Genomic DNA, 21,599 nt, shown 5'->3' with positions numbered 1-21,599 from the left:
TCGATTCTCTGCCCTGCGGAAACCCTCGGGAGCCCAGATGATCCGTGCGTATCCCCCCGGCGATCTCACCGCGATCCCGGCCGGTCACGGTCAGAGAACGGTCGCGCGGCCGTGACCGCCGCCGGCAGCGGGGAAGGCTGGGCGGGAAGGCGTACGGTCGTCACGGGCGCGACCGGTTTCATCGGCGCCCACCTCGTCCGGCGGCTCGAGTCGCTCGGCGCCGAGGTCCATGCGGTGAGCCGCACGCGGCGCGCGTCGGGCGGCGCGATCTGGCACGCGGTGGATCTGCGCGACGGTGCGGCGACCGGGGACCTGATCCGCGCCACCCGCCCTGACGTGGTGTTCCACCTGGCCAGCGAGGTCACCGGCACCAGGGACGTCCACGCCGTCCGCCCCACGCTCGAGGCCAACCTGTCCAGCGTGATCAACCTCCTTACCGCGGTCATGGACGGCACCGCGGCGGCCAGGGTCGTGCTCGCCGGCTCCATCGAGGAGCCCCGTCCGGAGAAGGGCGAGATCACATCCTCGTCGCCCTACGCCGTGGCGAAATGGGCCGCGACGGGCTATGCCCGCCTGTTCCATCAACTGTGGCGCGTGCCGGTCACGGTCCTGCGGGTGGCCATGGTCTACGGCCCCGGCGATCCGAACACGCGTCGGCTGGTGCCGTACGTGACCCGGTCGCTGCTGGAGGGTCGCCCGCCGGAGATCTCCAGCGGCACCCGGCTCGTCGACTGGGTCTACGTCGACGACGTGGTCGATGCCTTCATCGCCGCCGCCGAGACCGAGGCGGCGGCCGGCGGCGTCTTCGACATCGGCACGGGAACGGGGACCTCCATCAGGCAGGTCGTCGAGCGGCTCGTCGAAATCGCCGATGTCCCCGTAGCACCGCGGTACGGAGCACTCGCGGATCGCCCGCTGGACGCGGCCCGGATCGCCGACGTCGCACCCGCCGCCGAGACCCTGGGCTGGCATCCCGCCGTCGGTCTCGAAGAGGGCCTCCGGCGTACTTTCACCTGGTACGCCCGGTCGACGCCCGAGGAACGGCCGTCGCGATGACCTCGCGCAGCCGATCGAGGACGGCGAGACCGTGGCCGCTTGGCCACGGTGCGCCGGAGACCGGTCACCCGGAACTCGAACGGGGCTCGGTCAGGAAGCTCACCCGTCGGACCCGTGCGGCGGCGACTCGGAGGACGACGTCGCCGGAGCCGGGTCACGGTCACGGTCGTACGGCCTGTTCGTTTCGCGTTCTGGGCCGGTGGCCCTCCGGCGGCCGCTCAGCCGCTTTTCCAGCGGCCGTTCGACCAGGTGGTAGAGCGACCACGCCAGCCCGACCGCGAGCAGCAACATGCCCGCCGCGACGGCGACCAGCATCGGGACGGACGGAGTCGCTCCTCGCAGGAGTCGAGCGCCAAACCTGATCACCGGATGGTGGCACAGGTAGAACGCGAACGACAGTTCGCCGAGCCGGATGAGCACAGGAGTCCGGAGCAGCGAACGACGCCCCTCGACGTCGGCCGACGCCGCGGCGGCCACCAGCAGCGCGAGCGGACCCGACATCCACGCCACCCACGCCCACCGCTCCCACATGTACGGCTGTGCCAGGTAGGCCGCTGCCACCAGAGCCGCCGACGGCACCAGGCCGGGACCACGCCAGCGGCCTTCCCTTATGAGCAGGGCCAACGACATGCCCAGCAGAAACTCGAAGACCCGGGCGGCCGGGAAAACCCAGACGAACCAGTACGCGATGTCACGGGGCATCGCCAGTGACACGACCGGGACCAGCCAAATGGCGGCGAACGCACCAGCCGCGACCAGGCTGAGCCGATTCGCCGGTACGCGACGCAGCAGCGGCAGCATGAGCGGGAAGGCGGCATAGAACGCCATTTCGCAGGAGAGAGACCACGCGGGGGTGTTGACCCCGAAGTAGTAGGCCTGATCCGGGATCCACGCCTGGATCAGCACGAGTCCGGTCAACGCCGGGCCGGGCTCGGCGATCCGTCGCACCGCGAGAACGGTGAAGACTCCCGTCCACATCACCACATGGACGGGCAGGATGCGCGCGGCCCTCCGTCGCCAGAACGCCCCCGGTCGGTCACCTGGCCGGGCCGACCAGGTGAGGACCAGACCGGAGAGGATGAAGAAGAACGGCACACCGGCCGCTCCAGGACCGAACAGCACATCGAGCACGGAGGCGAGACCCGGGTCGGCGCTCAACTCCGGGGCGTACCGAATATGAAAACCAAAAACGGCAAAAGCGGCAAACCACCGCAACCCGGTCAGCGAAGGCAGTCGCACCGGGGCATCGGTCCCGGCCGATGATCGAGACGCGCGGGTCACCCGCCTCCGGCATCTCATTTACGTACCACCGCCGCCCTTCCCACTGCGCGGGACCGCGCTGTCGAACTCCCGTACGGAAATGCCCGCCGATGTCCTCGGACGGCCGGCGTTATGGAGTGATCCGGTAAATGTGGTAGGTGTACTCATCGTCGAAGGCATCGGTGAACCGCCCGTTCTCTATGGGAATCTTCCGGTTCTCGAAAAGCACCTCGACCTCCTTGGCCGAAGCGAGTTCCGGGGGAAGGGCCAGCGTGTGCCTACCGGTGGCCGCTCCGCGCTTGATCATGGAGAACACGTAGCAGGAGCCGTCGTGGAGCTTCAGCATGGTGTCCAGGCCGGGAGCGAAGGTGTGGCGATACGACTGGGTGTTCAGCACCGGGGCCAGCTCCGTGATTCGCCGGTTGACCTCGGTGATCATGCTGCGCATTCCGGCATAGCAGTCCTCCCTCAGCAGATGCTGGGTCGGACAGGGCCCTCCGAAGCTGTGGTTGAAATAGACGATCCCCCGTGCCTCGTGGATCAGCGAGTTCATCACCGCCCCGGCCGCCTCCTCCGGCCGGATCAGTCGCTTCCCGTTCGTCCCCGGCCAGCCGAGCTCGACGTAGGCGTATATCGGCTGCCGTCGCCTGTCCAGTGCGTCGAGTTGGCGCATCCTGTCGATGACCTGACCGTAATCAGCGGCGAGCGGACATTCCTTGGGGGACCACTTGAGGAAATTCTGCGACTCGGAACAGATGCCGACGTCCGTGTACCAGTACATATCCGCCGAGGTGACGTCGGTGTAGGAGTTGACGAATTCGGCCGCCTCCTGCGTCGACTCCCATATCTGTACGCCCTTGCCGTAGTTGGCGTAGAAGAACCGGCCGTCGCCCTTGGGCAACCTGTCCTTCAGGGTCCGCATCACGGTGTAGCCACAGGGAACGTCCTGCCGTTCGCAGATCTGCCCTTCGCCGGGAAACCGGCCGGTCCAAACGCCGTCGCCGGGCCCGCCCCACATGTCGGCCTCATCGGTGATGAGCCATCCGACGGTCTCGGCGCCCACGCCCTTCAGCGGTTTGCTGGGCAGCGCGTACAGCCCATGTGCCCGGACCAGCCTGATGTCGCTGTTGTCGGTCAGCTCGACATACGTATTGATGCCGGCGGCCTTGTCCGTGACCACGTCCTCGTCCGTGCCCACGGACTCGAACCAGACACCGATCGGGAAGAAGGACGGGTTCCCCCATCCCGCCTCCTTGGCCGCCCTGAACTTCTCGTAGTACGCGGGTCCCCCCTCCCAGTCGATCCGGGGAAGCCGCAGCTCGTCCAGGTCACGCATCGCGTTCACGGCGTACCACCCGGACGAGGCCACCACGAGCATGACCGCGACAATCGACAGGCGTATTTTTCCTCGCCTCGAAGCCATTCCACTCCCCGCCGTCGAAGTTCGTCCCGGATGAATCGGATGAATGTGTCAGTGTCCGCGCACCTCGACCAACGTCATCAGTTCGGCGGCGCGTGCCGCCCAGTCCGCATCGGACACCGAAGCGCGCAGTTTCTCCGAATTCATCGGACCGCCATCGGAAAGGGTGGCGCGGATCGCCTCGACGAAGCTCTCACCGTTCTTCGCCACCCGCACCCGGTCGGCGTAACCTTCCAGCTGGGCGAAGTCCGTACTCACGACGGGGAGGCCGAGGGCGAGATATTCCTTGAGCTTGATCGGATTGGCGTGCCTGATCCACGAGTTGTCCAGCCACGGCATGATCGCGACATCGAACCCCGATCCGTACGCGGGAATCCGCTCATAAGAGCGGAACCCGAGCCAGTGCACGTTCGGATGGCGGGTGAGCCGGTCCATCGGCCCGGTGGCGTCACCGATCAGCACGAGGGAGACCTCGGGAAGGTCCCTGGCGACACGCTCCAGCAGATCGAAATCGACCACGAAGTCGTCCAGCGCCCCGAAGAAACCCACCCGAGGCCCGGGAATCGCCCGCAGATCGGCGGGTTGCCTCTCGGCGGGCACGCGCCGGAAGTGGTCCAGATCCACCCCGTGATCGAGGAAGTGGGCCCGGTCGCCGGTGAACTCGCGTTCCTCGGCCAGCAGAGCACTGCTCACGTACAACACGTGATCGGCGCTCTCCAGCAGCCCTCGCTCCATCGTCTCCATCACGGCCCGGTCCGACTCGGGAAAGGCGGAGTGCCGATCGGAACGGTTGTACACCAGGGCGCGCCTGCGTAACGGCCGCACGACATCCCATGCCGTGGGTATGGTCACCATGATCACTGGCGTACGCAGACCGAGCGCCCGGCACACCACCCGCACCTGCGTCCGGACCAGCACGGCACTCGCCCACCTGCCGAACCGCGAGCCGTACAACGGCAGCGGCAGCGGCGACATCACGTAGAAGCCCGGCAGCGGTCGCCGGACGAACTTCGCCACGCTGCGGAGCTTGCGCACCACCCGCCGGAGCGGATGAGTCGACCTGCCGGGCAGCGGCATCCGCATGCCGATGCTGTTGACGATCAGCACACGCCGCTGCGCGGCCACCCGGCGCATGAGCTGAAAGTCGGAGTGTGCCCTGTTGTGATACCACCAGTCCTGGGCGGAAAAGCACACATAACCGGAGGGTGGTGGCGGACGGTCCGGCCGGGCCGGCCACTGCGGCATCGTCAGCAGCGCGCGTGCCCCGGCCCGGTGCAACCGCCCTGAGGCACCCCTGCGCACGACACCGCGTATCACCTCGTTGAGCACGGCGGCCAGCCACATCATGCGGCCCCTGAGAGGGCCGAACCGTTCACGGTGCAGCCGGACACGATTCGTCGTGGCCAGCGACGCGAGGGGGATCGAGGAGGCCTGCTCGCCGCCGAGGTGGACGGCGATCGCGGACGGCTCGTAGCGGATGGCGAATCCTCGCTCACCCGCGCGCAACATGTACTCGGTCTCCTCCGAGTAGAGGAAGTACCTCTCGTCCAGCGGGCCGAGCTCGTCCAGGCAGTCCCTGGAGATCAACCAGGCGGCGCCGGTCGCCCAGGCGACCGTGCACGGGTGCCGGTAGACGTCCGTCTTCGTCACAAGCTCACCCAGCGGGGCGTACCGGCCGGCCCGGTGCCCGCCGAGGACCGCCTCGCCGAACGTCCTGAGCACACTCGGCCGTCGGCGCAGCGAGAAATGCAGCACTCCCTCGGCGTCGACCAGACGTGGAACGGCGATCCCGGTGCCTTCCACGTCGAGCGCCCGGCGCAACTTCACCACGGAACCCGGGCTCATCCGTATGTCGGCGTTCAACACCAGTACGTCACAGCCGGCGGCCGCGGCCACCCCGGCGTTCACCCCCGCGGCGAAACCTCCGTTGCTTCCCGTCTCGATCAGCTCGACCCCCGCACCCCATTGCCGTACGCGGTCGACGGTGTCATCGGCTGAGGCGTTGTCCACCACGATGATCCGTGCCGGTCCGGCGTCCGCCAGTGCCGGGCCGAGCGAACGCAGGCAGTCCTCGATGACCTGACCCGCGGCGTACGTGACGATCACCACGGCGAGCGGCGTACGAGCCGAAGGGGACATATGGCGGCCGTTGTCCGTGCTCAGGGGTGACGGTTGAGCGACAGTCGCCGCCAGGCGGCGCCGGAGAGCAGCTTGATCGCGAATGGCAGATCCTTTCTCAGATAGCGACCCGCCAGTCGGCGTGGCTCCAGCCAGAGCCGATACAGCCACTCGCCGCCGACCCGCTGCAGCCAATCGGGAGCGCGGTGGAACTGCTGGGCCGCCATCGGGATGCCCGCGCCGCAGCCGAGACACCAGGCACGCGGCAGCCGGCTACGAATTTCCGCGATGGTACGTTCCTGCTTGGGAAAACCGAGCCCGACCAAGACGAGGTCGGGCGCCGCTGCCACCACCCGGTCCACGGCCTCCCGCATGCCTTCAGGTGTGGTGTCGAAGCCGTACGGCGGGGCGTGGGAGCCGGCCACCCGCAACGACGGGAACCGCTCGGCGAGCATCCTTGCCGCGGTCTCCGGAACGCCGGAATCACCGCCGAGCAGGAAGATGGAACGGCCGTCGCGGGCGGCACGCGCACTGAGGCTGAACACCAGTGACGCCCCCGTCACCCTGCCGCGGACCGGGCGGCCCGCCAATCCCGCGGCCCAGACCACCGGCATGCCGTCCGCGACCACGAGCTCGGCGTCGGCGACCAGTGCCGCGAGATCGGGATCGCGGGTGGCGGCACGGACGATGTCGACATTGGCGGTGATGATCGAGCCGCCCGAATTCCGTTTCCACGCGTCCGAAACATGGTCGACGACTTCGGACTCGCTGACCGCCATGATCTCGACCGCGCCGAGCCGTACCCGCGGAATCGCGGGCCCCGGCGTCGAGCCGAAACCGTTCGGATAGCGGTCCACCGGAATATCCCCGTCCCTAAATTCAAATATCGACCGTCTCTTATCTCTATCGAGCCCAGCCGTACACTCATTTGATCGAAGGTCGACTTACTCTCGTTACAGGGATTGTCCTGGTTAACTTTCCGGACATCTGGGATGATAAACATATGAAAGTCGAAACCGGAACACTCAATGGTGTCCTTATCTTCATACCAACCCCATATCGGGACGAACGCGGGCTATTCACACGAACCTTCGACGCCTCAATCGCCGCCGCCCACGGGCTGAACCCCGCGTCGTTCGTACAGGACAGCCAATCCCGCACGATCCGGGGCGGAATCCGCGCCTTACACGGACGTGCCGGACAGGGCGAGGCCAAGCTCGTGCGTTGCGCCCGCGGCGCGATCCACGACGTGCTCGTCGACGCCAGGCCGGACTCCCCCACCTACGGTGCGCAGATGTCGGTGCTGCTCGACGACGAGAGCTTCGCCCACCTGTACGTCCCGCCCGGCCTGCTGCACGGCTACCAGGCGCTCACCGAGGCGGACGTCTGCTACCGCATCGACCGGGAGCACGACCCCGCCGAGGACATCTCCGTCCGATACGACGACCCCGACCTCGCGATCGACTGGCCGCTCCCGGTGACCGCGATCAGTCGGCGCGACCTCGCGGCCGGCTCCTGGCGGCGGGTGCGGTCGGTCCTTGAGGCCGCGGCTCCTGCTTCCCCTGAGGTGTGAACTCCCGCTTCACGGTCCGCGACAGTGCGCCCGACAGTCCGACGAGCAGGAATGACATGGCGTTCGCCATTTGGAAGGCCTGCAGGTCGAAGGTGGCCGCGCCCACCAGAGGCACGACCAGGCACGCGGCAAGGCTCAGCCCCAGGTCTCGTACCGACCGATCGGCGACACGCCATCTCGCCCGCAGCGACGCCCAGATGCCGGTGGAGAACATCAGCACGAGGGCGAGCAGGCCGATGATCCCCGCCTCGACGGTGGTGAGCAGATACTGGTTGTCGAAGACGATGAACTCGGGCGCGTACCAGGTGCCGATGCCACGCCCGAGCAGAGGGTGCCGGGATATCTCGGCCAGGGCCGTGGTGTAGTCGTTCGTCCGGTACATCAGGCTCGTGTCGTTGTCGAGATTGGTGAACAGAGCGGTGATGGCCCCGAGCAGCCCGGGGGCGGTCACCTTCACCAGCAGGGTGAACCCGGCGAGCGCGAGCAGCGCCCGGACTCGCCGGGCCGCCGACCAGCCGAAGAACAGCACCAGGCCCGACACGACCAGTCCCAGCATCGGCGACCTGGACGCGGAGAACACCATCCCGGAAGCGACCAGCGCACAGCACAGCCACCAGCGCAACACCCGGTTCCCGGACTCGGCGGCCTCGAAGGCGTAATGCAGTGCGAGCGGAAGGATCATGGCGCAGAGGACGCCGAACTCGATGGGGTGGCTGGCGGTGGAGGCCGCCCTGTTGACGCCGGCCCGTTCGTGGATCCCCTCGGCCAGGACCCGGGACTGGGTCCCCGGAATGTCCATGTACTGCGTCGGGTCGAAAGTCATCAGGTACTGCACGGCGCCGATGAGCCCGACGACCGCCCCTGCGACGACGACCGTCCTCAGCACCAGATCGAGCCGATCCCGTCCGTGCACGCCATCGCACGCGAGCAGCGCTATACCGATCATCGCGGCCGAGATGACGGCCGAGTGGTCGCTCAGTGACAGCGCCCGCGCCGGCAGATAGGACGCGGAGGAATAGGCGTAGGTCGCCAACTGCGAAACGGCGTAGATGAAGATCGCGGTGCGCACCCCGTTGTGGCCCTTGGCCGCGCCGAGCGTGTCGGTGAGATGCGCGCAGAGCCACCACATGCCCGCGAAGAGCCCGATGACCTCCGCGGGAGTGAGCGCGAACGGCAGCCCACGGAGGATCAGCCGCGCCGGGACGAGCAGCACGACCACGGCGAACACCGCCCCCAGCGTGGCGCCGTCGAATCCGCGCCGCCCCGACAGGTCCACGATCGGCGGACGTCGCCGGGTGGTCGCGGCCGGAGGGAGGGGCTTACGCACTCTCACCGCCGCGGTGCCGTACGCTCCCGGCAGCTCGATCGGGCGGCCGCTCCTCGGCACCCGGCGCACTGCGGCGTCGCAGACCGGCCGAGACGCTCTCCGCCGCGAACCCGGCCATGAGGCCGGCACACAATCCGAGCAGCGAAGCCGCGGCCACGGGACGCAACTTGCCGCGATTCTGGATGACCGCGGGCGTCGGCGGAACCACCTCGGAGATGGTGATGTACGTCGCGGGCGGAGCGTTCAGCAGCCGCTGCCGCATGGCCAGCTCGACCTTCGCCCGCTCGGCCACTTTTCGCACGATCTCCTGAGCGTCCGCCGGGTCCGTGCTCACCCCCTCGATCATCAGGAAGGGCGTGTTGACGAGCAGCTCCGGGTTGGGATGACCGTTGTTGACGGTGTATCCGGTATCACCGCCCGGCCGCACCCCCAACTCCTCGGCGGTTCTGGCCGTGGCGAGCACCCGAACCAGGATGGACGCGGTCATGTTCAATCCGCCGTCGAAGTTCAGCAGCGGGTTGAACAGCGTCTCGGGCTTCCCTGGCCTGGTCGACTGGGTGGAACCGGTCGTCGGCACGGTGAGCACCAGCGCCGCGGACGACTCGTACTGCGGCGGAATCCCGATGTAGACGAAATACGCTCCGGCGACGGTGAGCAGAAAAGCCGGGAAGGTCACATACCAGCGCCGCAGCAGAACGGCGACCGCCGCCCAGAAGTCCACGGCACCCCCTTCGCGGCCCGGCGGCCATTGGTCTCCCGAAAAGAATCGGCGGACGACCACGCGGCGTTACTCACGCGGCGGTAACATACGGTGCCGAAGTACCGAAAACGATTCGTTTCCCGGAATCATAGCGCGTCACCTGCGGAGGAATCGGAGTATGTCGGCGTGAGCGAGCTTGCGGTCATCACGCCGAGTTATGCGCCGGATCTGGAACTCTTCGCCGACCTGCACCGTTCGGTGTTGAGACACACTCCGGAAGACACCGTTCACCATGTGATCGTCCCGCCTCGAGATCGTGGCCTGTTCGCCCGATTCGAGGGCCCGCGATGCCGCGTGTGGATAGAGCCCGATTTATTGCCCCGCACATATATTCCGATACCGCTGTCCCGATTGTGGTTGAACGTCGCCAGACCGTGGCCTCCGGTAAGGGGTTGGGTCCTCCAGCAGTCCCTCAAGCTCGCCGCCGCGGCGCGGGTGGAGGCCGACGCGGTCCTCGTCGCGGATTCCGACATCGTGCTCGTCCGCCCGGTGCGCGTGCGGGACTTCATGGTCGGGGAGCGGCTCCGGCTGCATCGGATCGACCATGGAGTCCACTCCGGCATGCGACGGCACCTGCGGTGGCATGAGGCCGCCCGGCAACTGCTCGGGCGCCCGCACGTGCCCGCTCCCCCACTACACGACTACGTCAACTCGCTGACCCTGTGGGACCCGAAGGCCGTGCGAGCGCTGCAGGACCGAATCGAGACGGCGACGGGACGGCGCTGGCAGGATGCCTTCTCCTCGCACCTGCACATCTCGGAGTTCATCCTGTACGGGGTGTTCGTGGACGAACTGCTCGGCGCTCCGGCGGCTTCGGACACCGGCATCTGCCACAACTACTGGGATGCCACGCCGCTGAGCATGGCCGACGCCCTCGCCTTCGCCGACCGGCTCGGTTCGCGTGCCATCGGCATGATGATCTCCGCCAAGTCCGGCACCACGCTCGAGGTGCGACGGGCCGCGATAGCACGTTGCATGGATGTCGCCCGACGGGAATCCAGCCGCTAGGGCTAGGGCATCGGTCGGTCAGCGGACTGATCGGTTCCGGTCGCTGCGCCGGGAGGAAGCTCCGGTCCGCTACCGGACCCCGCCCAGCGGGGCCCGGCATGCGGTCCTCGCTCCCTCCCGCTCCGCTCCCTGCAACCCCCGCGACCACTACTCGACCGACGCACCCTCTGCATCGGTAACGGACACCACTGAGGAAGTCCCTGATCGGTTCCGGTCGCTGCGCCGGGAGAAAGCTCCGGTCCGCTACCGGACCCCGCCCAGCGGGGCCCGGCATGCGGTCCTCGCTCCCTCCCGCTCCGCTTCCTGCAACCCCCGCCGACCACTACTCGACCGACGCACCCTCTTCCTGACATTCCGGCACCGGGTCCGTCTGGGGGCCGGAGGCCTCGCCGGCCGCACGACGGGCCGCCCGGCGGACGGACAGCCCGTAGGCGCCGGCCAGGCCCAGGCCGATCCCCGCCATCAACACCGCGGCCGCGATCTTCCACCGTGCTCCGCTCTCGGCGTCCGGCCCGATGGAGGACACCTGACTGATCGCGATGAATGTGCTCGGCGGAGCACCGAGCGCCTTCTGGTAGTCGACCAACTGCTCGCGAATGCGTTTCTCCACCGCTACCTGGAGTTTTCGCGTCTCGGCCGCGGACGGGCCGTCGATCCCTATGCAGACGAATGGGCCGGTCGAGGTGATGCCGAGCAGATCGGGGTTGGAACGGCCATCGTCCACGGTCAGTTCCGTGGGGCTGTCCGGTCCGACTCCCAGTCGCTTCCGCTCGCCCTCGTTGCTCATCCTCAGGATGAGGATGCTGGCGACGATGCGCAGCCCGTCATTGGGCTGAAGCAGAGGATTGGAGAGTTGGACGGGTTTGGCACGATCCACTGGCGACATGCCACCCGTCGGCGGAGCGGTCAGCACCAGCGAGGTGGCGGATGTGTACCTCACCGGCACGAGAAAATAGGCCGCCAGGGCCAGGGCGAGGGACAGCAGCACGACAGGAGGACCGACGAACCGGCACCGCAGGAGTCGGAAAACGGTTCTCCAGAAATTCATGCTCACCCTTACCCAAACCCCGAACACCGCACCGACCCCGGCGAGGAGCGGCGCTCGTTCATCGAGGACTCGAACGAAGACGTTACGCCTTGACCAGGAGTTCCATCCGGATCCCAGCCAACATAGCCCCATAATCGGGCAAGGCGGACATTATATTAATAATACTAACATGAACTTAAATCGGGCGATGGTCTCGGAATCGTCAGGACCGAATGGATGATTGCGGCCGCCCCGAATCGCGGTCGATCGCCGTACGAACGACTCCCGAGCGAAAGCACATTCCAGTCGTTCAGGGATTGACGTTTTGATTTTCATCCGCTCCAATAACGACCCGTGCTCTCGCAACGATAATCCAGAGTGAATCGAACAGAGCGCTCCGTCGCCCAAGGACGGCTGGCGGGATTGGACGGCATCCGCGGGCTCGCGGCCTTGTTCGTCGTGCTGCATCACTGCCGGCTGACGTCGTTTCCCGGATTTCCGTACGACACCGGGCCGGGATGGCTGAGCTGGCTGCTCTACGGGCATTTCGCCGTCGTCATCTTCATCGTGTTGTCGGGCTTCTCCCTGGCCGTCTCCCCCGCACGCTCCGGCTGGCGGGTCGGCGGGCTGCGCCGGTTCGCGGTCCGCCGGGCGTGGCGCATCCTGCCGCCCTACTGGGGAGCGTTGGCGTTCAGCCTGGCCGTCGCGTGGACGCTGGTTCCGCAGCCGGGCGAGGGGGTGCCCACCCTCAGGTCGGTGGTGCTGTACGGCCTGCTGCTGCAGGACATCGCCGGGTCTCCCAGTCCGAACGGCGCGTTCTGGTCCATCGCGGTGGAGGCCCAGCTCTACCTGGTCTTCCCAATCATGATCTTGATGTTGCGGCGGCTGGGCGCGCCGGTGCTGCTCGGCATCGTGACGGCGCTGGTCGCGATGATCGGGCTGCTGTCGCCGACGGTGCCCGCCGTGGCCGCGCTGATGCGGCTGACGCCGCAGTTCGCCGTGCTGTTCGCCCTCGGTGTCGTCGCGGCCGGGGTGGTGACCCGGCCGGAGCGGTCCGCCCGGCCGTGGCCGGCGGTGCTCGCGGTGGCGGCGGCCGTCCCGGTGGTCGTGCTCATCGTCGTGAACGGATCGGTCTGGACCGTGGAGCACTTCTTCTGGATCGATCTGGCGATCGGGCCCGCAGCGGGTCTGGCCCTGGTCTCGGTGGCCACGCGCCGGCCGGCGGGCCTCGTCCGGATGCTCGACGCGGCCCCGATCCGCACGCTGGGGAGGTTCTCCTACAGCCTTTATCTGACCCACGCTCCGATCGTGGTCGTGCTGAGCACGATGGTGGTGGCCCCGCGGGTCGGCCCCGGCCTGGCCGGGTTCCTCGTCACGGCGGCCGTGGCCGTACCCGCGAGCCTGCTCTTCGCCTGGTTGTTCGCCGCCGTGCTTGAGCTGCCGTTCCAGCGACACCGGAGCTGGTCCGCGCTCCGCACGGCGGCGAAAGGCCGGGTGTCCCGGTGGACCGGCCGATCGGACGAGAGGGCTCCGGCCGACGCCCGGCCACCGGTCAGCGTCCGGCCACCGGCCGAGGACGGAGCACACCGGCCGTGAGCCGGACGACCTTACGGCCGCGATGTGCGATCGTCTGCCGCTGACGGCGGGCGTACCACCGGTACACCGCGCCACGGGCCCGGCGAAGCTGCGCCGCGGTGAGCCGCGCGGTGTCCAGCCAGCGCAGCATTTCGGCGCACTGGAGCGTGGTGGCGAAATGCGCCTGCCATGACGGGACGCCGAGGCGCCGGGCGATCACCGACAGCCTCTCGTGCTTCCAGTTGCGGTGACCGAGCACCTCGGGCACATGCGCCCACGGGCCGGCCAGCGCCAGCTTCGTCGCGAACACCTCGTCCTCCCGGAGCATGTTCCGCCGTGCGATGGCGGCCACCCGGTCGCGCCGGACCATGCCGTACAGGGGATCGATGAGCAGGTGACTCTCGTTGAGCAGCCGCAGCATCTCGGTGAACCGTTCCACCGGATCGTCGGAGGTCAGGCCGGTGCCGTCGTATTCGGCGGTCTCGGTCACCCCGTCCGGCCCGGTGTAGGCGATCTGGGAGGTCACGAGCACCAGCCGCTCGTCCGCCGCGAACGCCCGGACCGCCCGGGACACGCAGTGCGGGGCGAGCCGGTCGTCGTCTCCGACCCAGCGGAACAGCTCCCCGTTCGCGAGACGCATGGTGGTGATGAAGTTGGCGAGCAACCCAACGTTCTCCGCATGCCGGTGATAGCGGATCCGGCCGTCCGACCTCGCCAGTTCCCGGCACAGGTCCTCGGTGTCGTCGGTGGAGGCGTTGTCGGAGATGACGAGTTCGATGCGCTCGTAGTCCTGGGCGAGCACCGATTCGATCACATGCTCCAGCCGCCCGGCGCCGTTGCGCACCGGGAGCCCGATGGACACGAGGACGTCGCCACCCGGCATGTTCGTTCCTTTCAGATGAGCTGGACCACCCGGGCGCCCAGCTTCTTGAGCAGGCTCGCGGGCACGACGACGAGTGCGTAGACCAGCAGGCCGGCTCCGCCGGCCACCGACAACTCGACCACCGGGAGACCACCGGTCAGCGGTGCCATCGCGGTGGCGATCGCGACGACGACCAGGGTCGCGAGTACGGCACCGCCCAGTGGCCGCACCAGCCCGGGCAGCATCGGGCGCAGCCGGACACCGGACCTGTGCAGCGCCAACGCCGCGAGCGGGAGCGCGACGAGCAGCGCGACCACGGAGTGCCCGATCGCGGTGCCGCGGATTCCATCCAGATGAGTCCCCACGAGCAGCGCGGGCACCAGCACCGCGACCCAGCCCAGATTCACCCAGACCGTCCACTTGGTGGCGCCGACCGAGGTGAGGATGTCGAAGGCGAAGGACGTGAACATCCGGACCACCATCAGCACCGCGAGGAAGCGCAGCACGTCGGCCGCGGGGGCCCACTTCTGGCCGTACAGGAAGACCACCATCTGATGCGCGAGCGTGCACATGAGCACGGCCGCCGGCAGCACCGCCGCGAGCAGCAGCGGGACGGAGCGGCGCACGCCCAACTCCAGCGACTCCGGATCGTTCTCGGCCAGCCGGGAGAAACCTGCGACCGAAACGTAGCGGACGGCGGTGCCGACGAGACCGGGCACCCAACTCGACACGTTGAACGCGATCAGGTAGTAGCCGAGGGCGACCGGGCCGAGGGCGTCGCCCACGATGACGTAGTCCGCGTTGACCAGCACGGACTCGATGCCGAGGCTCCCCGCCAGGGGCAGGCCGAACCGCAGGAGCCTGCCCGCGATCTCACGGTCCATCGCGAGACGGACCGGCAACCTGGCCGACAGGAACACCAGCACCCCGGTGACCACCGAAGCGGCGACCTGCCCGACGGCGAAGCTGTACGCTCCGGCGCCGCCGGCGGCCAGCGGAATGGCCAGGGCGGCGTTCGCCACGAAGCCCACCACGATGGCCTTCGTCAGCCTGTCCTGCTCGAACCTGCGCAGCAGGGCCGCGCTGCGGACCGCGGTCACCCCGTCGACCAGGATGATCGCGGTGAGCAGGCGCACCACCGGGGTCGCCGCCTCGTTGCCCGCCAGGCGGGCGAAGGACGGCGCGATCACCCAGAAGACGCCGTAGACGGCGGCGCTGAACGAGACGGCCAGCACCGCCGCGGTCGGCGCCATGTCCTCCAGTTTCCCCCGCCACTGCACGGTCGCCGCGATGATGCCGGCGTCGTTGATGTGCATGACGAACTGGGTCGCGGCCAGCGCGATCGCGTACAGGCCGAAATCCTCCGGCGCGAGCAGGCGGGCGAGCACCAGGCCCATGGCGAATGACCCGATCTTGGTGGCCAGCGTGCCCAGCAGGCTCCACCCGAGACCCCGTCCGGCCTTACGGCCGATGGAGCCCACCATCTCCGCCTGCCCCGCCCCGCCCTCCCGCTCCGCGTCCGGCCGCTCCTGCTCCGGGGAACGATCCTGCTCCTGCTCGGGGGTACGGCTCATGCGGGCCGCGTCTCTTCGACGCGCTCAAGCCAGATCTCCCGCCAGAACGGCACGAACTCCCGAGGGCAGCTCACGTTGTAGACGCCCGCGCAGACGATGTCGTCGAGGATGATGCACGCGGTCTTCATCCGCAGCATCCGCCCGGTCTTCTCGTCGATGCATCGGTCGACTCTGGCCCGCACCCGGGCCGTCCTGCCGCAGTAGCGGCTCATCTCCTCCTCGAACCCCATCCCGCGGTTGAGCAGGTCGTCGTTGAGGGTCTTGAGGATCTCCTCCTTGGACTTGATCCGGACGAGTTCGCCCGGCCGCAGTCCGAGATCCGCGACCGGGGTCCTGGCGCCGGCGCGGCCCTTGAGCCACCCCCAGCGCGACCCGCCGCGGATCCACAGCCATCGCGGGAGGATCCGCTTGCTGGCGCTCTGGTAGCGGTTGAACACTCCGACGAGGAACGCACGCAGCACCGCGAAGACCCCGGCGTTGCCGCTGCGCACGTCCATGACGTACTGCCCCAGGTCCTTCAGCGGCAGGCAGACCGGCGCGGCGCGCAGGAGCTCCGTGGCCTGGCAGGAGAAGCGCTCCTCGCCGTCCGGGCCGGGTTCCCTCCTGCTGTTGACCTCGAGCAGGGGCAGGAGCGGCCGGGATGGCCGAGCCCCGCCGACCGCTGCGGCCTCGGCCTCCGGGGTTCCAGGCTCCACCCGTTTGAGCCAGGCCTCCTTCCAGTACAGCGAGCAGGCGGTCTGGCATCCGCCGTGTGCCGACCCGTCGCACCGCGCCCCGGCCAGATGGACGGCGCGGTCCATGCGCCGCATGCCGCTGCCGGTGATCGTGTCGCACAGCTTGTGCGCGACCTTGTGCACCCTGAACCGCTGCCCGCACATGCGCAGCATCTCCGGCATGAAGGGCAGGTTGTCCAACTCGCCCTTGTCGTCCAGGGTCGCGAGGATCTCCTCCTCGCTGCGGACCTCCACGAGCTCACCGACACGCAGGTTGAGCGCCGGGGCGGCTAATTGCGTCATCTATAGCTCCTTGAGCAGTTCCGCGTCCACGAGGGCATCCGCCGCGTCCGCCACGAGGTCGAACGGGAGCCCGGATCGTCCCGCTATCTCCAGCAAGTCGTGCTCTCCGTCGGAGAGGTTCAGCACCCAGAGCATCGCCATCTGGTCGTCTCTGGTGTCGCTGCGGCCGCCCAGCGAGCCGTACAGTCCGCGCCTGCCCAGCTGCGGCTCGCCGTAGGGGCTGAGGTTCAGGTATCGGCGGTCGCGTTCCAGCAGGTTCAGCGCCGCCCAGCAGGTTTCCAGCGTGTCCGCCATCGCCTCGGGCGACACGAAGCCGGGATCGTCGGCCGAGGTGTGATATTCGGGGTAGGCGCCGTACGGGGTCCGGGTGAGCGAGCCGACCCCCAGGTCGAATCCCGGCGAGCAGAACTGACGCTCGTCGTAGCCGTACGGCGAGAACTCCAGCACCCGATGCGGACGTCCTGACGAACGCAGCACGTACCGCATGGCCTGGTCGATCTTCGCGTCGCCGCGCCGGCTCTTCTTGTAGGTGAGCGCGCCCGCGTCCCCGGCGCAGGCGAGGGTGAACCCGTGGCTTATCCGTTCGACCCGGTCGCGGTTGCGGGCGAGCCAGGTGATCGCTCCGATGGTGCCCGGGGCGAACAGAAACCGATAGGTGTACCGCGGATTCGTCCGCGCCAGCTTCCGGACGAGCCCGATCGCGACCGCGATGCCGGCCAGGTTGTCGTTCGCCAGCGAGGGATGGCACACGTGGCAGGAGACGAGCACCTCGTCGGTCTCGCGTCCCGGCAGGACGCACTCGCCGTACGTCAGGTGACCGTCCTCGAGCGTCGAGTCGATGCGCACCTCGTACGGCCCGGGCCCGAGCGACTCCAGCGTCTCGTGCCGGAGGCAGAACCCCCAGGTCTCCGCGTAGTAGCCGGTCCGGTACGGGATCAGGCCGGGCTGCTCGGGCAGCGTGTGCAGGTGCGGGCGGAGCTCTTCGATGGTCATCGTGGCGGACACCGGCACGCTGTACCCGACCACGTGCAGGTTGGACTCGGCGAAGTCGACCACCCGCCTGCCCGTGGCGTCCTTGATGTAGGCGTCGCGGATGTTCCACTCCTTCGGCACGACCCAGTCGAGAACCCGGGTCCCCGTCGGCACCTCGTGGATCTCCAGCGGGATCAGCTCGCCGAGGATCTCCAGGGTGCGGCGCACACCGTCACCGGTGATGCTCCGGCACAGCGGGTAGAGCCGCTCCACCAGGGCGTGCATCTCCCACCCGGTCACGGCCGCAGGCTCTCGTCGAGGGTCCCCGCCGCGCGTCTGCCGGACAGCCGGGCCAGGCGGGTGAACCTCGTGTCGAAGTCCTCCCTGGTGAGCCCGTACCGGCGGTAGGCGGCCACCAGCTCGCTCGCGCCGTCCGCCACGGACCAGGCGCAGCCGTAACCGGGCAGCGCCGCCCGAATCCGGGAGAAGTCCACCCGGTAGGACCTCGGATCCGCCCCGGTCTCCCCGGTGATCAGCAGCTCGGCGCCCGGGACCGCCCTGACCACCTCGGCGGCGATCTGCGCGACGGTCACGTTGTTGCGCTCGGTCCCCACGTTGAACGCCCTGAGGTGCACGGCCCCGCGCGGGGCGATCAGCGCCAGCCGGAACGCGGCCGCGATGTCCCGGGCGTGCACGAGAGGCCGCCAGGGCGTGCCGTCGGACAGCACCTTCACCACGCCGCTGAGCACGGCGTGGCCGACCAGGTTGTTCAGCACGATGTCCGCACGCAGCCGCGGGGAGAACCCGAACGCGGTGGCGTTGCGCAGGAACACCGGGCTGAAGTCTTCGTCGGCCAGCTCGACCAGGTCCTCCTCGACCCGGACCTTCGAGACGGCGTACGGCGTCACCGGCCGCAGCGGGGCGTCCTCCGTCACCAGATCGTCGCCCCCGGCGGCGCCGTACACCGAGCAGGTCGACGCGTAGAGGAACCGGCCCACCCCGGCGTCCCTGGCCAGCCTGGCCAGCCGTACCGAGGCCCGGTGGTTGATGTCGTAGGTCAGCTCGGGGGCCAGCGAGCCCAGTGGGTCGTTGGACAGCGCGGCGAGGTGGATCACCGCGTCGAACCCGGCCAGGTGCTCGGGACGCACGTCCCGCAGGTCCAGCTCGTACGCCTTGGGATCGGCCGGAGCCGGACCGAGCACGCAGTCGGCGAAAAGCCCGGAATCGAGCCCGACGACGTCGTGGCCGGTCTCCGCCAGCGCCGAGGCCAGCACCGTACCCAGATAGCCCTGGTGCCCGGTCAGCAGAACGCGCAACGAAATCTCCCCTAGAACAGACTGTGGACACCGGCGCTGACGCCGATGGCGAGCTTGGCCGCGTGGAACGCCTCCGCGTAGCGGCTCTGACACTGCACTCCGCGTACCCTCGCCAGTCCGCGGAACGTCTCCTCGTCGAACCAGCCACGTGCGCGCTGCGAGGGGTAGTGCGCGTGCAGCAGGTCGGTCTTCTCCCGCACCGTCTCCTCCGTGAGCGGCACGAAGACGGCGGGCTGCGCCAGGTCGGACTCCCACTTGAGGATCTCGTAGCCCAGCGTCAGGTGATCGCGGAAGACCGTGGGCACCAGGCGGGCCAGGCCGCGATGGTCCTGATGCGCGTCGTGCGGCGCGGGGGCGAACACCAGGTCGGGGTCGCACCGCCGCCGCAGGTCCTCCAGGGCCGCCTTGGCCCGCTCCCAGTGGCCGGGCAGCCGGCCGTCCGGCAGGTCGAGCACGGTCAGATCGAGCTCCGCCTTGGGACAGAAGGCGGGCAGCGCCGCCCGCTCCTCGGCCTCCCGTCCGGTGCCGCCGCCGGACAGCACGAGCGCGGTGACCCGCAGCCCTGGGCGGGCCCGGCAGAGCTCGAGCAGCGTCCCGCCCGCCCCGATCGGCAGATCGTCGCAGTGCGCGGCGAGGAGCAGGATCTCCCGGCAGTGCTCCGGCACCAGCGTCAACATGACGCCGCCTCCCACAGCGCCCACGGCCGTTCGCCCCTGGCCCAGGCCTGATCCAGCTCCAGCCGCTGGTTGACCGTGTCGGTGGGACGCCAGTAGCCCCGGTAGGGGTAGGCCAGCAGCCTGCCGCGCTTGGCCAGTTCGGCGCAGCCGTGCGCGACCAGGTCGCCGCCCTCCGGAATGTGCTCGAAGATCTCCTGGCGGAGCACGAAGAAGCCGCCGTTCACCCACAGCGGCATCTGGCTGATCGGGGTGATCCCGCCGACCAGCCCGCCTTCCGCCAGGTCCACGCAGTGGAAGGTGTTGCCCGGCGGCACCACCAGCATCGAAGCTCCGGCGTCGGCCGCGGAGAACCGGTCGATGACGTCGGACAGCGGCACGTCGCACAGCACGTCGGCGTAGTGGGCCAGGAACATCTCCGCACCGTCGAGGTGCGGCCGCACCCGGCGCAGCCGTTCGCCTATGGGGGTGTCGAGCCCGGTGTCGGCGAACGTGATCGACCAGTCGGAGATGTCGGTGGACAGCGGCTCGACACGGCCGCCGTTCAGTACGAAGTCGTTGGAGTCGGTCTCCTGGTAGTTGAGGAAGAACTCCTTGATCGAGTTGGCTCCGTACCCCAGGCACAGCAGGAAGTCCTTGTGCCCGAAGTGCGCGTAGTAGCGCATGACGTGCCAGAGCAGCGGCCGGGGGCCGACGAGCTGCATCGGCTTCGGCAGGTCACCGCCGGGCAGCTCGCTGCGCATCCGCGTGCCGCGCCCCCCGCAGAACAGCACGACCTTCACACGACCTCCAGGTGGGGGATGGGGAAGACCAACCGGCCGCCCCACTCACGGACGTAGGAGAGCTGCTCGGTCAGCTCCTCGCGCAGGTTCCAGGGGAGGACCAGGACGTAGTCGGGCCGGTCGGCGGCCAGCCGCTCCGGCGGCAGGATCGGAATCCGGGTTCCGGGGGTGAACCTGCCGTGCTTGTAGGGGTTGCGGTCCACGGTGTACGGCAGCAGGTCGGGCCGGATGCCGCAGTGGTTGAGCAGCGTGTTCCCCTTGCCCGGCGCGCCGTACCCCGCGACGGTCCGGCCCGCTTCCGCCACCTCGATGAGGAACCGCAGCAGGTCACGCCGGACCCGGGCGACGCGCAGGGCGAAGTCCTCGTAGCCGGACGCCTCGTGCAGCCCCGCGGCCTTCTCCCTGGCCAGCACCTCCGAGACGCGCTCACCCGGTTCGCCGCCGGGGCTCGCCCACAGCCGGATCGAGCCGCCGTGTGTGGGCAGCAGCTCCACGTCCACCAGCGTGAGGCCGCCGCTCGCCAGCGCCCGCTGCGCCGAGGCGACCGTGTAGTACTGGAAATGCTCGTGGTAGATCGTGTCGTACTGGTTGAGCTCGATGAGCGAGAGCAGGTGCTGCACCTCGATGGAGACCAGGCCGTCGTCGGCGACCAGTGCGCGCAGGCCCTCGGTGAACCCGATCACGTCGGGGATGTGGGCGTAGACGTTGTTGGCCACGACGAGATCGGCGGGCCCGTGCTCGGCGCGTACGGCCGCGCCGACCTCCGGGGTGAGGAACTCGGTGATCGTGGGCACGCCCCGGTCCCTGGCGACCTGCCCGACGTTCGCCGACGGCTCGATGCCCAGGCAGCGCACCCCGCGGTCGACGACGTGCCGCAGCAGGTAGCCGTCGTTGCTGGCCACCTCCACCACGAAAGAGCCCGGTCGCAGATCCCGGTCGGCGACGAACCTCCGCGCGTGCTCCACCCAGGACGTCGAGTAGGAGGAGAAGTACGCGTACTCGGTGAAGGTCTCCTCCGGGGTGATCAACGGCGGGATCTGCGCCAGCCGGCAGTCGGTGCACACGCGCAGGTGCAGCGGGTAGGTGGGCTCCGGATCATCGAGCTGATCGGCCGTCAGGAAGCGCTCGCACGGGGGCGTGGCGCCGAGGTCGACGACCCCCATCAGGTCGGTCGAGCCGCACAGCCGGCAGGTTGCCATCATTTCGCTCCTTCGCCGCCGCCGGCGGCACAATCGTCAGGACCAGGAGAAACCCGCAAGATCGGGATCAGCCGTCTCGG

At 68.8% G+C, this 21,599-nt stretch carries 19 protein-coding genes; 4 read left to right on the top strand and 15 right to left on the bottom strand.

Features of this window, described 5'->3' with window-relative positions:
• Positions 1–111: 111 nt before the first annotated feature.
• Positions 112–1,056 (top strand): NAD-dependent epimerase/dehydratase family protein, encoded by a 945-nt coding sequence (locus tag AP234_RS09015; RefSeq protein WP_055479111.1) that lies wholly within the window; start codon positions 112–114, stop codon positions 1,054–1,056.
• Between the two features lie 99 nt (positions 1,057–1,155).
• On the opposite strand, the gene AP234_RS09010 is transcribed toward AP234_RS09015, so the two are convergent.
• From AP234_RS09010 to AP234_RS08995, 4 genes are all read right to left on the bottom strand, one after another.
• Entirely contained in the window at positions 1,156–2,355 is a 1,200-nt protein-coding gene (locus tag AP234_RS09010; protein WP_083501922.1) for an acyltransferase family protein, read from the bottom strand.
• Positions 2,356–2,446: 91 nt separating this feature from the next.
• A complete protein-coding gene (locus AP234_RS09005; protein ID WP_055479109.1) occupies positions 2,447–3,694 on the bottom strand; it encodes a hypothetical protein in 1,248 nt (415 codons plus the stop codon).
• Positions 3,695–3,787: 93 nt separating this feature from the next.
• The gene (locus tag AP234_RS09000) at positions 3,788–5,875 is read right to left on the bottom strand and encodes a glycosyltransferase (RefSeq protein WP_055479108.1); all 2,088 of its coding nucleotides are present in this window, start codon (positions 5,873–5,875) and stop codon (positions 3,788–3,790) included.
• Positions 5,876–5,895: 20 nt separating this feature from the next.
• The gene (locus AP234_RS08995; protein ID WP_235558047.1) at positions 5,896–6,711 is read right to left on the bottom strand and encodes a WecB/TagA/CpsF family glycosyltransferase; all 816 of its coding nucleotides are present in this window, start codon (positions 6,709–6,711) and stop codon (positions 5,896–5,898) included.
• 146 nt (positions 6,712–6,857) lie between these two features.
• Here AP234_RS08995 and AP234_RS08990 point away from each other — a divergent pair, with 146 nt between their 5' ends.
• Entirely contained in the window at positions 6,858–7,427 is a 570-nt protein-coding gene (locus AP234_RS08990; RefSeq protein ID WP_055479107.1) for a dTDP-4-dehydrorhamnose 3,5-epimerase family protein, read from the top strand.
• Here the strand turns inward: AP234_RS08990 and AP234_RS08985 are convergent.
• Both AP234_RS08985 and AP234_RS08980 read right to left on the bottom strand, forming a co-directional pair.
• A complete protein-coding gene (locus AP234_RS08985) occupies positions 7,342–8,754 on the bottom strand; it encodes an O-antigen ligase family protein (protein ID WP_055479106.1) in 1,413 nt (470 codons plus the stop codon). The two genes, AP234_RS08990 and AP234_RS08985, sit on opposite strands and share 86 nt — an antisense overlap.
• Complete coding sequence (locus AP234_RS08980) at positions 8,747–9,475, bottom strand: hypothetical protein (protein WP_055479105.1); 729 nt, start codon at positions 9,473–9,475, stop codon at positions 8,747–8,749. Before AP234_RS08980 ends, AP234_RS08985 begins: the two co-directional genes overlap by 8 nt.
• Before the next feature lie 90 nt (positions 9,476–9,565).
• On the opposite strand from AP234_RS08980, the gene AP234_RS36035 reads away from it, so the two are divergent.
• Positions 9,566–10,522 (top strand): DUF6492 family protein, encoded by a 957-nt coding sequence (locus AP234_RS36035; protein WP_431998318.1) that lies wholly within the window; start codon positions 9,566–9,568, stop codon positions 10,520–10,522.
• Positions 10,523–10,844: 322 nt separating this feature from the next.
• Here AP234_RS36035 and AP234_RS08970 read toward each other — a convergent pair whose 3' ends face one another.
• Positions 10,845–11,510: a hypothetical protein gene (locus AP234_RS08970; RefSeq protein WP_152990315.1), complete on the bottom strand. Its 666-nt coding sequence runs from the start codon at positions 11,508–11,510 to the stop codon at positions 10,845–10,847.
• Positions 11,511–11,927: 417 nt separating this feature from the next.
• Between AP234_RS08970 and AP234_RS08965 the strand changes: the two genes are divergently transcribed.
• Positions 11,928–13,145 (top strand): acyltransferase family protein, encoded by a 1,218-nt coding sequence (locus AP234_RS08965; RefSeq protein ID WP_055479102.1) that lies wholly within the window; start codon positions 11,928–11,930, stop codon positions 13,143–13,145.
• Here the strand turns inward: AP234_RS08965 and AP234_RS08960 are convergent.
• From AP234_RS08960 to AP234_RS08925, 8 genes are read right to left on the bottom strand one after another with little or no spacing between them, the layout of a single operon-like run.
• On the bottom strand, positions 13,102–14,007 hold the full coding sequence (locus AP234_RS08960) for a glycosyltransferase family 2 protein (protein WP_055479101.1): 906 nt from the start codon (positions 14,005–14,007) through the stop codon (positions 13,102–13,104). The genes AP234_RS08965 and AP234_RS08960 overlap by 44 nt on opposite strands.
• A gap of 11 nt (positions 14,008–14,018) precedes the next feature.
• Positions 14,019–15,560 carry an oligosaccharide flippase family protein gene (locus AP234_RS08955; protein ID WP_235558046.1) on the bottom strand — a complete coding sequence of 514 codons (1,542 nt, stop codon included), beginning with the start codon at positions 15,558–15,560 and terminating at the stop codon, positions 14,019–14,021.
• The gene (locus AP234_RS08950; RefSeq protein WP_055479100.1) at positions 15,557–16,576 is read right to left on the bottom strand and encodes a hypothetical protein; all 1,020 of its coding nucleotides are present in this window, start codon (positions 16,574–16,576) and stop codon (positions 15,557–15,559) included. Before AP234_RS08950 ends, AP234_RS08955 begins: the two co-directional genes overlap by 4 nt.
• A complete protein-coding gene (locus tag AP234_RS08945; protein ID WP_235558045.1) occupies positions 16,577–17,848 on the bottom strand; it encodes a DUF4910 domain-containing protein in 1,272 nt (423 codons plus the stop codon).
• Positions 17,845–18,864, bottom strand: a complete 1,020-nt coding sequence (locus AP234_RS08940) for an NAD-dependent epimerase/dehydratase family protein (protein WP_055479099.1) — start codon at positions 18,862–18,864, stop codon at positions 17,845–17,847. The genes AP234_RS08945 and AP234_RS08940 overlap by 4 nt, the downstream gene beginning before the upstream one ends.
• Positions 18,865–18,875: 11 nt before the next feature.
• A complete protein-coding gene (locus AP234_RS08935; RefSeq protein ID WP_055479098.1) occupies positions 18,876–19,541 on the bottom strand; it encodes a PIG-L deacetylase family protein in 666 nt (221 codons plus the stop codon).
• A complete protein-coding gene (locus AP234_RS08930; protein WP_055479097.1) occupies positions 19,535–20,320 on the bottom strand; it encodes a hypothetical protein in 786 nt (261 codons plus the stop codon). The genes AP234_RS08935 and AP234_RS08930 overlap by 7 nt, the downstream gene beginning before the upstream one ends.
• A complete protein-coding gene (locus AP234_RS08925) occupies positions 20,317–21,522 on the bottom strand; it encodes a methyltransferase domain-containing protein (protein WP_235558044.1) in 1,206 nt (401 codons plus the stop codon). Before AP234_RS08925 ends, AP234_RS08930 begins: the two co-directional genes overlap by 4 nt.
• Positions 21,523–21,599: the final 77 nt, after the last annotated feature.

This window comes from Sphaerimonospora mesophila, from assembly GCF_001417795.1.
Taxonomy (GTDB): Bacteria; Actinomycetota; Actinomycetes; order Streptosporangiales; family Streptosporangiaceae; genus Sphaerimonospora; species Sphaerimonospora mesophila.
This window is presented reverse-complemented; position numbering and strand designations above follow the sequence as displayed.

Bases quoted from the DNA above. Each gene is read 5' to 3' on its own strand.
- AP234_RS09010 (WP_083501922.1), bottom strand. From the start codon at position 2,355: ATGAGATGCCGGAGGCGGGTGACCCGCGCGTCTCGATCATCGGCCGGG.
- AP234_RS09005 (WP_055479109.1), bottom strand. From the start codon at position 3,694: ATGCTCGTGGTGGCCTCGTCCGGGTGGTACGCCGTGAACGCGATGCGT.
- AP234_RS09000 (WP_055479108.1), bottom strand. From the start codon at position 5,875: ATGTCCCCTTCGGCTCGTACGCCGCTCGCCGTGGTGATCGTCACGTAC.
- AP234_RS08990 (WP_055479107.1), top strand. From the start codon at position 6,858: ATGAAAGTCGAAACCGGAACACTCAATGGTGTCCTTATCTTCATACCA.
- AP234_RS08960 (WP_055479101.1), bottom strand. From the start codon at position 14,007: ATGCCGGGTGGCGACGTCCTCGTGTCCATCGGGCTCCCGGTGCGCAAC.
- AP234_RS08955 (WP_235558046.1), bottom strand. From the start codon at position 15,560: ATGAGCCGTACCCCCGAGCAGGAGCAGGATCGTTCCCCGGAGCAGGAG.
- AP234_RS08950 (WP_055479100.1), bottom strand. From the start codon at position 16,576: ATGACGCAATTAGCCGCCCCGGCGCTCAACCTGCGTGTCGGTGAGCTC.
- AP234_RS08935 (WP_055479098.1), bottom strand. From the start codon at position 19,541: ATGTTGACGCTGGTGCCGGAGCACTGCCGGGAGATCCTGCTCCTCGCC.
- AP234_RS08925 (WP_235558044.1), bottom strand. From the start codon at position 21,522: ATGATGGCAACCTGCCGGCTGTGCGGCTCGACCGACCTGATGGGGGTC.